The following is a 12,996-nucleotide window of genomic DNA, read 5'->3' as shown; positions in this document are numbered from 1 at the left end:
CCAAGCGGGAGCCGCGCAAACTCGCTGCGCTCAAACATGCACGGCTCTTGATCCGCTTGCCCCTGCGCTACTCGCCTTCTCATAACGGCGAGGGAAACCGGATACCGAAGACAACAAGGACGCGCCATGGCGCGTCCTTGTGAGGTTATGGCTGTTGGTTCCCGGTAGTTTGGATTCCTATGCCGTGTGGCAGGGCTGAGCAGCGCAGCAGCGGGCGGATCAGGGCGGGCGTTGTTTGAGCGCAGCGAGTTCAGCCCGACCCCGGCTGATGCGAGCAGCGCAAGGAACCGCGCAGCGGCCCTGACTTCGGCTGCCCTTCTCTTTGGTGACTTTCTCTTGGGCAAGCAAGAGAAAGTTACTGCGCTGTCGGGCGCATATCCCGACACATCATCCTTGCCAGATACTCAGCCAAACGCTACAAATTCAATAGCATTTGGCGCAACGAACCAAAGGCTTTGAAAGCAAAAAGGCCCGCAAGAAGCGGGCCTTTCCATGCAACACGTAAGGAACCTCAGAAGATATCAACCGCCCCTGTACGAACCACCTCGCCAAAGAACCCACGCCGCACCAGATCCAGATGGCTGCACACCTTGTCGCGGCCATTCTTCTGCGCGTAATCGACCGCCTGTTCGGCGCGCTCCAGCGCGGTGCTGGGGGAATCGTCGGCCAGGATGCGCGTGAAGCCGGCGCAGATGGTCACGCGGCCGACCTGCGGAAAGTTGAATTTCTCCACATTGGCCCGCATGCGCTCGAAAGCGCCGAAGGCCAGCGCCTCGTCGGGGCAATGGAAGAGGGCCGCAAACTGGTCTCCACCGAAACGGTAGAGCCGGTCGTGCGCCCGGAAGGTGCTGTTCATGAGGCGCGCCACCAACAGCGTAACCTCTTCCATGATGAGATGGCCATGCTTGTCGCTCAACAAGGGAAAGTTGTCGATGACCATGGTGCCCAGCCAGTAATTGGGCGGCACACGGTGGCGCCGCTCCCGGCCCACACCGTGAGGCGCCGGCGCGTTCTTGCTGTCATCGGTGGTGCCATCGAGTTCTTCCAGCACGGCGCTGTAGAAGGCGTCGTCCAGCGATTTGCGGTTGAGCAGGCCGGTCAATGCATCACGGTCGCTGTAGGCCAGCAATGCAAACATGTTGCGGTAGATGTGGTGCAGCTGGCCAATGGTCGCCAGGTCGTCCTCGCTCAGGGCGGTGGGTGAATGGATTTCGAGCACGCCCTGCGCGTCATCGCCCCGCGCATCGGAGAACAACGGGAAGTAAGTCTTGCGCGGGCCGTTTTCACCGGCCCAGGCCACTTCGACCCGTTCACCGGTCTGGATGCAGCGCAACCGGTCTGCGGCATCTTCCAGCCGCGGCAGACGACTGACATCGATGCGCAACGGGTCCACCACCTTGCCGCCGCCGCGGGCGTCGAGCGAGACCACATCGAGCCAGCGTTTGACGCCGTCTTCACTGGTCACGCGCGCAATCAGCACACGGTCGATGGAAACCAGATCGATCAGTGCCTTTGCCAGCGTCAATTCCAGCAGGTCACGATCCCGGTGATCGGTCAGCTTGATGAGGTGTTCGGTCAGGGTCGCCATGAACCCATGATAGCGGGGAACCGCCGGATCGTCACTCTTTTGCGGCGTTGCGCCAGGCTTCGGCGGCAGCCGCGGCATCCTCGCGCTGCTCGGCCAGCTGGGCCAGGGCACGCCAGGCGCTGCGCCGCAACGTCGGCTCGCGCAGCTGGGCCAGCGACTGCCGCAGCAGAAGCTGCGCTTTGCCCCACAGGCTCAGACGCATGCAGGCCACCCCGGCCAGGTACTGCAGCATGGGATCGCGCGGATTGCCCATCTGCGCGGTCTCGATGCGCGTCAGCCAGGCGGCGTCCGGCGTGCCTTCCACCTGGGCAAAACTCCGCTCCAGCACCTGCACCAGCCGCATGCGCTGCTCCGGCACGAGGGCCGTGTCCGGCTTGACCATCTGCTCCCAGACCGGCAGCAGCCACTGCTGGACCACGCTCACCTGGCCGCCCAGGAAGAGCAGGCGCTCGGCGGCCAGGATGGCCACCTCGGGCATGCTGCGCTCGCTGGCATCCAGCTGGCCCCAGGCCTTGTTCAGTTGCGCCGGATCGTGCGCCGCCTGCACCAGCTCCATCGCCAGCCCGCGCACGATGCTGCGCGCTGCCGCCTCGGAGAACGCGCGGTGCTTGGCCAGCAAACGCGCTGTCTCCAGTGCCACCTGCGTGCGCCGGGCCAACCGCGCGACCCTGAAGCGCAGGCGCAGGGCCAGGGTACGCCGGGCCACGCCTTGCGGCAATTCGTCCAGCCGCTGGAGAGCGGCCTGCACATCACGGTCGTCAAACGCCCAGCGTGCCGCACGCAGCTGCAGGCCTTCACGCAATTCCTGTTCCTCGCGGCGCGAGGTATGCGGCAGGTCCAGCGCCTGGCGCACGTGTTCGTCACGCGCCGTCTTGTCCTGCAGGGCATGGGTGCTCTCGGCGGCCAGCAGGTGTGCCACGGCCCGCAGCCGGGCGCCATAAGGCAGGGCCTGCTCACTGCCGGCCAGCGCCCGCTCCTGCTCCAGCACACCTTCAGCCGCCTTGCGGGCGCGGATGAAGCGGCCGGCCGCCAGGTGGGACAACGAATCGATCAGGCCGACCTGCATGGCGCGTTCCTGATGCTGGATGCGCCAGCGCCGTGCCTCGCCCGGCAAGGACAGCAGCACCGCCAGCGCGCGCAGGGCCACATACATCACAAAGAACACGCCCAGCAAGGTCAGCAGCACCAGGTTGAGCGAGAGGTCGATGCGGTAAGGCGGCCAGAACACGGTGACCGTGCCCTGGTTGTTGCCGGCGAACAAAGCTGTCGCCACCGCAATGGCAAACAGGCCAAAAAACCAGAGAATGGCGCGCATGCTTACCTGCCTGCCGCTGCGGTTGCCAGCGCGGCCAGGGTCTCGTCAACGCGCGGCAGCTCCAGCGTTTTCATCTGGCCCTGCATCTGCTGCAGCAGGCTGGCCGCCGCCTGCGTCTTGCGCGAGCTGGCATCGAAATACTTGTTGAGCGTGGCGGCGGCCGAGCCCAGATCGGCGCGGGCCGATTCGAGCTGGCGCGACAGCAGGCCCAGGCGGGCATTGAGCAGCTTGAGCTTGAAGTTCTCGCGCAGGAAGAAGGACTGGTCCGGCGACAGCAGTGCGGCTTCCGGCTGCTCGACGCGGCTCACGCGCACCAGGCTGCGCAGCTCGTCAACCACCAGCTGCAGGCTGCGCTGCCACCAGCTGGCAACACTGTCCTCGCGGCGCGGTTTCAGGGCCGCCACCTTGCCGGTGGCAGACGCTGCGGCCACGGCATTGGCCAGCGGCAATTCATCGGCCAGGCGCACCAGTTCGTCCATCTTGACCAGCAATGCCGGCGTGTCGCTCACGGTGGTGGCCTTGATGCGCGCCACGTCGCGCGCAATGGCGCGCTGCAGTGGCGTCAGGCGCGGCTGGGCGGCACGCGTCACGCGCTGCTCCGCGGTCTTGAGCGCGGCCAGCAGCGGCTCGACACTGCCGGTGAGTTGCGCCTGCTGCTGCGCCAGCCGGATGGACGACTCGATGTCGACCACCAGGTTCTCGTCACGCGAGCGCGACAGGCTCTGCATCAGTTCTTCCAGCTGGGTGCGCTGCAGCGCCACCTCGCTCAGGCGCGCCTCCATCACGGCGAGGCGGGCTGCCAGTTCGCGCGTCTGGTCTTGCGCCTGGCGCGCCATGGTGCGCGCCTCGACCGCATGGGCCCCGGAATCGGCGCTCTGGCGCGCCAGCTGCTCCTGGGTGGCCGACAGGCGTTGCCACAGCAAGACGCTGAGCAGCAAGGCCAGCAACGCGACGGCGCCGAGCGTCAGCACCAGGGAGCGCGCCACAGCGGGGGTGGTCTTCTGCGGCGCAGACGCCGCCACGGGTGTCACGGGTTCCGTGGCAGAGGCTGCAGCGGTGGACGCAGAAGATTCAACATTCGACTCGGGGTTCATTGCAGCGATTCTATCGAGGCCTTGACATCAGCCAAGGCCGGCCGTGACTCGCACACCACACCAAAGCCGGCCTCCCGGGCCGCCGCCGCAATGCGCGGGTGGGTGGCCACGGCCCGCGCCGCATGCCAGCTTTGACCCGGCAGACAGGCCTGCAGGTTGCGCACGGCTTCGCTGCTGCTGAACAGCCAGACCGAGCCGTCACCGGCGGCCTCGGTCGCAAGCTGCCGCTGTGCCGCATCGAACTGCGGCCGGGCCCGCTGGTAGGCCACGACGAACTCGGCCCTGGCCCCCACGTCGGCCAGGCGCTGGGCCAGCCAGTCGCGGCCGTTGCCGGAAACATTCACGGCATCCTGCGCATCGCCACCGCGCACGATCAGCACTTGGTGTCCCGGTTTCACCTGCGGGCCAACCACCTGCCACAGGGCTTCGGAATCGAACTGCGCCGCCTCGCGGGCCGGCGCGTCAATGCGCTCAGGCGCCACACCCGCCTGCAACAAGGCCTTGGCCGTGCCGGGGCCGGGCGCCCACGCTCTTGTTTTGATAGCTGATGGCGCAGCAAAGACAAGGGAATTGGCCGAATTTGATGCAAAAAAACCAGCCACCGCATTGGCGCTGACAAACATCACACTGGCATACGCCCCATCGCCCAACTGCTGCCAGACACGCGCCAGACCTGCGGCATCAGGGGCCGGCAGGATGTCGATCAACGGCAGGGCCTGGGCCGACAGACCGGCCTGGGCGAGTTCATGCACCCAGTCCTGCGCCTCGCGCGGCGGCCGGGTCACGATGACACGCATGCTCAGTCGGCGTCCGGTGTGTGGTCGATCGTCAGCGAACCGCCGACACGCTGCACCCCGGCCTTGAGATCGGCCGCCACCTGTTCACCCAGGGTTGCGGCGGCGGCGAGGTCGGCGACCACGGCTGTGGCATGGGAGCGCACCAGGGCCACCCGGCCTTCCGGATCACCCCAGGCGGCTTCAATCTGCAATTGCTCGCCCTGCAACCGGGCAAACGCGGCCAGCGGCATGGAACAGCTGCCGCCCATGGCGCGGCTCACGGCGCGCTCGGCCGCCACCCGCAGCCAGGTGATCTGGTGCACCAGCGGCGCCAGCGCCTGCTGAACATCTGTGCGGTCGCTGCGGATTTCAATCCCCAGCGCGCCCTGGCCGGCTGCCGGCAGCATCTCGCCCGGCGCGAACACGGCGCGGATGCGGCTTTCCAGCCCCAGGCGCTTGAGGCCGGCCGCGGCCAGCACGATGGCGTCGTACTGGCCGTCATCGAGCTTGCGTAAGCGGGTGTCGAGGTTGCCGCGCAGTGGTTCGATCTTCAGGTCCGGGCGCAGCGCGCGCAGCAGCGCCACGCGGCGCAGGCTGGAGGTACCGACCACGGCGCCCTGCGGCAGCGCCGCCAGGCTGGCGTAGCGGGGAGAGACAAAAGCGTCGTGCGGGTCTTCACGCTCCATGACGCAGGCCAAGGCAAAGCCTTCGGGCAGCTCCATCGGCACGTCTTTCAGTGAATGCACGGCCAGGTCGGCGCGGCCTTCTTCCAGCGCGACTTCGAGTTCCTTGACGAACAGGCCCTTGCCGCCGACCTTGCTCAGCGAGCGGTCGAGGATCTGGTCGCCCTTGGTCGTCATGCCCAACAGGGTGACCTGGTGGCCGTGCTGTTCGAGCAGGGCCTTGACGTGCTCGGCTTGCCACAGGGCAAGCCGGCTTTCTCGGGTGGCAATGGTCAGTTTCATCGGCTTGCTCAATTGGTAACCTGCTGGTAATCCTTCAGTGAACTGAAGATGCTAGCATGGCCGAAGTTCTTCAGCCCCGGGCCACATCGCCCCCTCTTTCTCCCTCTCCGCATGAAAACTGACAGCGCCCGAAAAAGCAGAGACAACGAACGCCCGCTGGTGGAAGACATCCGCCTGCTCGGCCGCATTCTTGGCGATGTGATCCGCGAGCAGGAAGGCGTGACCGCCTTCGAGTTGATCGAGCAGATACGCAAACTGTCGGTCGCCTTCCGCCGCGACGCCGACCATGACGCGGACAAGACGCTGAAGAAACTGCTCAAGGGCTTGAGCGACGACCAGACGGTGAGTGTGATCCGCGCCTTCACCTACTTCAGCCACCTGGCCAATCTGGCCGAGGACCGGCACCACATCCGGCGCCGCGCCATCCATGAGCGCGCCGGCAACTCGCAGGAAGGCAGCATCGACGTGGCGCTGTCGCGCCTGCGCTGGGCCGGCATCGGCCCCAAGACCATTGCCAACACGCTGGCGCACAGTTACCTCTCGCCGGTGCTCACCGCGCACCCGACCGAAGTGCAGCGCAAGAGCATCCTGGACGCCGAGCGCGACATCGCCCGCCTGCTGACGCAGCGCGACGAGATCAAGGCCCGTGCTGTCGGCGTCGACCCGAAGAAGGACATGCTCACGCCGCGCGAGCTGGCCGCCAACGAAGCCCAGTTGCGCGCCCGCGTGCTGCAGCTGTGGCAAACCCGCCTGGTGCGCAGCAGCAAGCTGACCGTGGTCGACGAGATCGACAATGCGCTGAGCTATTACGAACCGACCTTTCTGCGCGAAATCCCGGCCCTGTATGCCGAGCTGGAACGCGAGCTCGGCAACCAGCCGGTGCACAGCTTCCTGCGCATGGGCCACTGGATCGGCGGCGACCGCGATGGCAATCCCAACGTCACGGCGCAGACCATGGTGCAGGCCGTGAGCCGGCAGGCCGACGTGGCGCTGCGCTTCTACCTGACCGAAGTCCACCTGCTGGGCGCCGAACTGTCGCTCTCCGGCCTGCTGGTGGGCTGCAGCCCCGCGATGCAGGCGCTGGCCGACGCCTCGCCCGACACCAGCGAGCACCGTCAGGACGAGCCCTACCGCCGCGCGCTGATCGGCATCTACGCGCGCCTGGCCGCCACCCTCACCGCACTCACCGGCGGCGAAGCGACCCGCCATGCCGTGGCACCGCAAAACCCCTACCGCAACGCAGCCGAGTTCCTGGCCGACCTGCGCACCATCGAAGCCTCGCTGCTGTCGCGCCACGGCGCCACGCTGACGCAGCAGCGCCTGCGCCCGCTGATGCGTGCGGTGGACGTGTTCGGCTTCCACCTCGCCACACTGGACCTGCGCCAGAGCTCGGACAAGCACGAAGAAGTGATCACCGAACTGCTGGCCACGGCGCGCATTGAATCGCACTACGCTGGCTTGGACGAGAACGCCAAGCGCGCCCTGCTGCTGCGCCTGCTGGCCGATGCACGCCCCTTGCGCGTGGTCGGTGCCAGCTACAGCGCCCACACGCAGAGCGAACTGGCGGTGTTCGAGACCGCGCGCACGCTGCGCCAGCGCTTCGGCGCCCAGGCCATTCGCCACTACATCATCAGCCACACCGAAACGGTGAGCGACCTGCTGGAGGTGCTGCTGCTGCAAAAGGAAGTGGGCCTGCTGCACGGAACCTTGGACGATGTGGCCTGCACCACCGACCTGATCGTGGTGCCGCTGTTCGAGACCATCGAAGACCTTCGCAACGCCGCGCCCATCATGCGCGACTACTACGCCCTGCCCGGCATCCGCGCCATGGTCCAGCGCAGCGGGGCTGAGCAGGACGTCATGCTCGGTTACTCCGACAGCAACAAGGACGGCGGCATCTTCACCAGCAACTGGGAGCTCTACCGCACCGAGATCGCGCTGGTGGCACTCTTTGACGAGTTGGCCCCCATTCAACTCAGACTGTTCCATGGCCGAGGCGGCACCGTGGGCCGCGGCGGCGGCCCGAGCTACCAGGCCATCCTGGCGCAGCCACCCGGCACGGTGCGCGGCCAGATCCGTCTGACCGAGCAGGGCGAAGTGATCGCTTCCAAATACGCCAACCCGGAGATCGGCCGGCGCAACCTGGAAACGCTGGTGGCCGCCACGCTGGAAGCCACCCTGCTGCAGCCCACCAAACCGGCGGCTACGGCCTACCTGCAGGCGGCGGAAGCGCTGTCGCGCGCCAGCATGGCCGCCTATCGCGCGCTGGTGTACGACACCGCCGGTTTTGCCGACTATTTCTTCGGCGCCACACCGATCCGCGAAATTGCTGAGCTCAACATCGGCTCGCGCCCGGCCTCGCGCAAGGCAACGCAGAAGATCGAAGACCTGCGCGCCATTCCCTGGGGCTTCAGCTGGGGCCAATGTCGCCTCACATTGCCGGGCTGGTACGGCTTCGGTTCGGCGGTGGAAGACTTTCTGAATGCCGACGGGCCGAAAGGCCACAAGGAGCGGCTGGCGCTGCTGCAAAAGATGGCCCGCAACTGGCCCTTCTTCAAGACGCTGCTGTCCAACATGGACATGGTGCTGGCCAAAAGCGATCTGGCGCTGGGCTCGCGCTACGCCGAACTAGTGGGCGACGGCAAACTGCGCAAAAAAGTCTTCACGCAGATCGAAGCTGAATGGCAGCGCACCGTGCAGGCGCTGGCGCAACTCACCGGCGAAAAGCAACGCCTGGCCGGCAACGCCGCGCTGCAGCGCTCCATCCGCCACCGTTTCCCCTACATCGACCCGCTGCATCACCTGCAGGTGGAGTTGATGCGTCGCTACCGCGCTGGCCAGAGCGACGAGCGCGTGCGGCGCGGCATTCACATTTCGATCAACGGGATTGCGGCGGGGTTGAGGAATACGGGTTGATTTATTGACCTAATGGCCGCTTGCGACCCAAAGCCGTCTGTGGCGATTCGGAAAAGCAGACCATCAACGTTTGAGGCAAGCGGATACCGAAGGCAATCCGCGCTTGACTGAGAAGTTAGAGGGTGGTTAGGACGTTGGATCTGGATTCTCTTGGACGGCATTGTGAAACACCTTCGCCCAAGACAAACTGGCTCCAAATGACGCTAGAGCCTGCACCCAACCTAATGATGTACGCATGGGGCTTGTTGCAAGTAGCGCCCAAACACCCAATGCCAATCCGGAAAGCAAAAGAACATGTGGAAGTATTGTGTGACGACGCTCGGAAGAAAGCGATGCCAGGTGGAGAAGTAAACCAGCTAGCGCACCGCCACCGACAGAGCGAAAAGACATTGGATAGACAACAACTGATGCTAGCGTTGCGAGAGAAAGAACTGCACATGTCAAAGGTGCATTCTTCCTCCAATAAAGCTCCACCTTCCGCTGTTCAATCTCATTTTCGAATGGCGTCATATGAAGCTCGAATGAAAGTTTGGCTACCAACTCAACCGAGGTCTAACGTAATGTAGACGGCAAAGTGCTGCGATATAGCATGGCAAGTTTAGGCGCAAAAAATGGCATTGCCGCCTATCCCAGTTGAATAGTTTGCTCTACTAAAAATAGCAGCAAACACCGCAGCATCGTAGCTATCTCGCCACGAGGCGTCTATGCCCCCAATGGGGGATGAGCGGCGGCTTTGTGGGCAATTCGTGGATGGCCGCTGCTGGCCGAAAGCCGCCCTAACTCGACCTCTCAAGGCCGATACACGCACTTGTCCCCAATCGCGTGCCGCTCCACCATCACCGCCGACAGACCCGGAATCTTGGGCTTGAGCGCCTTCCAGATGTAGGTGCAGAGGTTCTCCAGCGTGGCCGGGCCCAGGCCTTGCACCTCGTCGAGGAAGTGGTGGTCCAGTTGTTCGCGCAGGGCATTCACCTCGCGCCGGATGTAGCCCAGGTCCATCACCATGCCGTTCTCGGCTGCCGGCTCGCCGCGCACGAATACCTCGGCGTAGTAGGTGTGGCCATGCACGCGCTTGCTGCCCTCGGCCTCGATCTCGCGGCGCAGGGTGTGGGCGGCATCAAAGAAAAAACGCTGGCTGATCTCGTACATCATCGAATTCCGATCATCTTGTGCGACTGGATGCCCAGGCGCCACTGGGGGTGCTGCTGGCAGTAGGCAATCGCCTGCGCCGTGTTCTGTTCGCGTTGCGGCCCGTCCATGGGCTGCAGGAAGAAATGCTCGAAGGCCAAGCCTGCGAACTGGGCCGGGTCCACACCCGGCTGCGGGTAGACCAGCTTGAGTTCGCTGCCCGCCTTTTGCACCACCTCGGCCTGGTCCTTGGGGCTGACGCAAATCCAGTCCAGCCCCGGCGGCGCCGGCAGGGTGCCGTTGGTCTCTACCGCGATGGTGAAACCGCGCGCATGCAAGGCGGTGGTAAGTGCTTCGTCCACCTGCAGCAGCGGCTCGCCGCCGGTCAGCACCACATAGCGGCCGGCTTGGCCGGCGGGTTCCCAGGCGCGTTCAATCGCATCGGCCAACGCATCGGCGGTGCTGAACTTGCCGCCACCGGTACCGTCTGTGCCCACAAAATCGGTATCGCAGAACCGGCACACCGCCGTGGCCCGGTCTTCCTCGCGCCCACTCCAGAGATTGCAGCCGGCAAAACGGCAGAACACCGCCGCCCGGCCGGACTGGGCGCCCTCGCCTTGCAGGGTGTAGAAGATCTCCTTGACCGCGTAAGTCATGCCTTACCTTGAAACATGCAAAGGCGTGATTTTCGCAGGTTGGCCCCCAGCCGGTTTGCGCTGAGACAGAAGACCCGATCGGCAATACCCCGCTGTGTGGACAGGAATAGGTCTTGTTATTGAGAATAATTCTCATTACACTACGCTTCACTGTCACACATCCAACCCGGAGCCGACCATGCCCTTGACCGATGATGAACTCGCCACCCCCTGCTTGGAAGCCCTGGTGGCGGGCACTTTCGCCCTCATGACCTGCTGGGCTGCACCGGCCGCGCAGGCGGCCACCAGCCCCGGGCGGCAACGCCTGCTGATGGCGCGCAAGATCGTCTCCAACCTGTTCTTCCTCAAGACCCATCCGCACGCCAGCCCGGCCCTGCGCCAAGTCATGGCCAATGCCCATGAGCGCTGGGTTGCCGTGTGCAATGCCGCCGGTCATGACAAGACCCCCGTCATGGCAGCCGAGCTGTACGCCGCCATGCCGCCCGAAGCGGCCAGCCTGCTGCACTGACCCAGGAGGCGACCCATGTGCCAAGCCAAGCCCGACCCGCTGCAATCCGCCCTGGAGGCGGCGCTGCCCTACGCGCAGCCGCAGCACGTGCCGCAGTCCCCGGCACCGCAAGGCTCGCGCCGGCGGCGGCTGTGGGAGCTCGACGGCCACGCCTTCTGCCCGGTGGTCGGCGTCTGCCTGCCCATTCCGCTGCTGCGGCGCCTGGCCGAGCGCACGCTGGGCGACATGACGGCCAGCAGCGACTACGAGGTGCACTGCACCGTGGTCACCGAATGCAAGCACCGCACACCCATGGCCGAGGCGGTGCAGAAGGAACTGGAACGACGCTACAGCCTGGTGGTGAGCGCTGCCGCCCAGCTCAAACACACAGAGGCGCTGGCGGCCTGGTGGCGAAGCGCCTGCGCCAACGCCGACTGGGCCGGTGCCCTGTGGGCCACGCTGACACACCCGCGCTGCACGCCCGCACTGGAACACCGCGTGCTGGGCGAGGCGCACATGCTGCAGCACCAGGTGGGCGCGGCCACGCGCGCCGACCTGACGCGCCTGGATGCCTTGGCACATGAAAACGGCGTACTGACGCGCGAACTGGCGGCTGCCCAGCACCGCAGCCGCAACCAAGCGGCCGAATTCTCGCTGCGCCTGGAGCAGCAGCAGGGTGAGCTGATGCGTGTGCGCGCCGAACTGCTGCGCACGGCAACGGCCTTGCAGCTGCAAGGCGAACAGCTGGCGGAGCAGGAACAGGCCGCGCCCGGCTTGCGTGAGCGCATCGCGCTCACGCAAGAGAACCGGCAACAGAACGAACAGATCCAGCACCTGCAGCGTGCGCTGCAGCAGGCACAGCAGGAGGCCGAACGCCTGCGCCGGCGCACCGAAGAGGCTGAAACGCAAGTCGGCCAATTGCGCAGTGCCCAGTTGGCCGAACCGGCAGCGCCAGCCTGCAGCGCAGCACCGCCGCTGTGCAAGCGATCCGTCCTGTGCGTGGGCGGCCGCACGGCCAGCGTACCGATCTATCGCCATGTGATCGAGCACACCGGCGCGCGCTTCCTACACCACGATGGCGGCGAAGAAGACAACGCCAGCCAGCTCGATGCCACGCTGGCCGCGGCCGACCTGGTGATCTGCCAGAGCGGCTGCATCAGCCACAACGCCTACTGGCGCGTGAAGGACCACTGCAAACGAACCGGCAAGCAATGCGTGTTTGTGGAGACGCCGAGCCGGGCGGCACTGGAGCGGGCGCTTGACGCTGTGGCGTTGACGGCGGCAGCCAGCCCCCGTCAGGACTGATCCGGCGTTGCCGGCGCATAGGCCTCATGCAGGTGCACCGGCTTGGCCGCCCGTTTGCGCATTCGGATGTTGAGCATTTCCACCACGACCGAGAAGGCCATGGCGAAGTAGACATAACCCTTGGGCACGTGGTGGTCAAAACCTTCGGCGATGAGCAGCACGCCGACCAGCACCAGGAAGGACAGCGCCAGCATCTTGACGGTCGGATGCTCCGACACGAAGTTGCCGATGGCGCCGGCGAACAGCATCATCAGGATGACCGAGGCGATCACGGCGGCAATCATCACCGCCAGTTCGGACACCATGCCCACCGCCGTGATGATGGAGTCGAGCGAGAACACCATGTCCACGACCATGATCTGCAGGATGACGGCAGCAAAGGTGGCTTTCACCGCGCTGGAGGCATGGCCTTCCTCGCCTTCGAGCGACTGGTGGATCTCGCCTGTGCTCTTCCAGATCAGGAACAGGCCACCGCCGATCAGGATCAGGTCGCGGCCCGAGATCTCCTGGCCGAACACGGTGAACAGCGGCGCCACCAGCCCGATGATCCAGGACAGCACCAGCAGCAGGCCGATGCGCATGAACATCGCCATGAACAGGCCCAGCCGGCGCGCCAGCACGCGCTTCTCGGGCGGCAGCTTGTCCACGAGGATGGAGATGAAGACGATGTTGTCGATGCCGAGCACCAGTTCCAGCGCCGTCAGCGTGGCCAGTGCGATCCAGGCCTGTGGGTCGGTCAATAGCTCCAGCATGGCATCTCCTCGGT

Annotated in this window: 11 protein-coding genes; 3 read left to right on the top strand and 8 right to left on the bottom strand. The window is 65.5% G+C overall.

Translation table 11 applies throughout. The annotated features are described in order from the left end of the window. Positions 1 to 511 precede the first annotated feature (511 nt). Genes CDE01S_RS05535 through hemC form a run of 5 tightly spaced genes read right to left on the bottom strand, consistent with a single transcriptional unit; the run spans position 512 to position 5,738 of the window. Positions 512 to 1,588: a GGDEF domain-containing protein gene (locus CDE01S_RS05535; RefSeq protein WP_066704801.1), complete on the bottom strand. Its 1,077-nt coding sequence runs from the start codon at positions 1,586 to 1,588 to the stop codon at positions 512 to 514. A 31-nt stretch (positions 1,589 to 1,619) separates the two neighbouring features. Next, positions 1,620 to 2,903 (bottom strand): heme biosynthesis protein HemY, encoded by a 1,284-nt coding sequence (locus tag CDE01S_RS05530; protein WP_066704786.1) that lies wholly within the window; start codon positions 2,901 to 2,903, stop codon positions 1,620 to 1,622. 2 nt (positions 2,904 to 2,905) lie between these two features. Then, positions 2,906 to 3,997: a uroporphyrinogen-III C-methyltransferase gene (locus CDE01S_RS05525; RefSeq protein ID WP_066704784.1), complete on the bottom strand. Its 1,092-nt coding sequence runs from the start codon at positions 3,995 to 3,997 to the stop codon at positions 2,906 to 2,908. Further along, the gene (locus CDE01S_RS05520; protein WP_066704782.1) at positions 3,994 to 4,794 is read right to left on the bottom strand and encodes a uroporphyrinogen-III synthase; all 801 of its coding nucleotides are present in this window, start codon (positions 4,792 to 4,794) and stop codon (positions 3,994 to 3,996) included. The genes CDE01S_RS05525 and CDE01S_RS05520 overlap by 4 nt, the downstream gene beginning before the upstream one ends. Positions 4,795 to 4,796: 2 nt before the next feature. Further along, positions 4,797 to 5,738, bottom strand: coding sequence for a hydroxymethylbilane synthase (hemC, locus tag CDE01S_RS05515; RefSeq protein WP_066704780.1), 942 nt, complete (start codon positions 5,736 to 5,738; stop codon positions 4,797 to 4,799). 111 nt (positions 5,739 to 5,849) lie between these two features. Between hemC and ppc the strand changes: the two genes are divergently transcribed. Then, the gene (gene ppc / locus CDE01S_RS05510; RefSeq protein ID WP_066704778.1) at positions 5,850 to 8,654 is read left to right on the top strand and encodes a phosphoenolpyruvate carboxylase; all 2,805 of its coding nucleotides are present in this window, start codon (positions 5,850 to 5,852) and stop codon (positions 8,652 to 8,654) included. A 789-nt stretch (positions 8,655 to 9,443) separates the two neighbouring features. Here ppc and CDE01S_RS05505 read toward each other — a convergent pair. Together CDE01S_RS05505 and queE are read right to left on the bottom strand one after the other, a co-directional pair. After that, positions 9,444 to 9,806, bottom strand: coding sequence for a 6-pyruvoyl trahydropterin synthase family protein (locus tag CDE01S_RS05505; RefSeq protein ID WP_066704776.1), 363 nt, complete (start codon positions 9,804 to 9,806; stop codon positions 9,444 to 9,446). Next, the gene (queE, locus tag CDE01S_RS05500; protein WP_066704775.1) at positions 9,803 to 10,438 is read right to left on the bottom strand and encodes a 7-carboxy-7-deazaguanine synthase; all 636 of its coding nucleotides are present in this window, start codon (positions 10,436 to 10,438) and stop codon (positions 9,803 to 9,805) included. The genes CDE01S_RS05505 and queE overlap by 4 nt, the downstream gene beginning before the upstream one ends. Positions 10,439 to 10,616: 178 nt before the next feature. Between queE and CDE01S_RS05495 the strand changes: the two genes are divergently transcribed. Continuing rightward, positions 10,617 to 10,946: a hypothetical protein gene (locus CDE01S_RS05495; protein ID WP_066704772.1), complete on the top strand. Its 330-nt coding sequence runs from the start codon at positions 10,617 to 10,619 to the stop codon at positions 10,944 to 10,946. Positions 10,947 to 10,961: 15 nt separating this feature from the next. Beyond that, on the top strand, positions 10,962 to 12,230 hold the full coding sequence (locus tag CDE01S_RS05490; protein WP_066704770.1) for a DUF2325 domain-containing protein: 1,269 nt from the start codon (positions 10,962 to 10,964) through the stop codon (positions 12,228 to 12,230). Here the strand turns inward: CDE01S_RS05490 and CDE01S_RS05485 are convergent. Further along, entirely contained in the window at positions 12,221 to 12,982 is a 762-nt protein-coding gene (locus tag CDE01S_RS05485) for a TerC family protein (RefSeq protein WP_066704769.1), read from the bottom strand. The two genes, CDE01S_RS05490 and CDE01S_RS05485, sit on opposite strands and share 10 nt — an antisense overlap. Positions 12,983 to 12,996 lie beyond the last annotated feature (14 nt).

It is taken from the genome of Curvibacter delicatus NBRC 14919 (genome assembly GCF_001592265.1).
Taxonomy (GTDB): domain Bacteria; phylum Pseudomonadota; class Gammaproteobacteria; order Burkholderiales; family Burkholderiaceae_C; genus Hylemonella; species Hylemonella delicata.
Note: the sequence above shows the minus strand (reverse complement) of the source record. Positions and strands in the feature narration are given on the sequence as shown.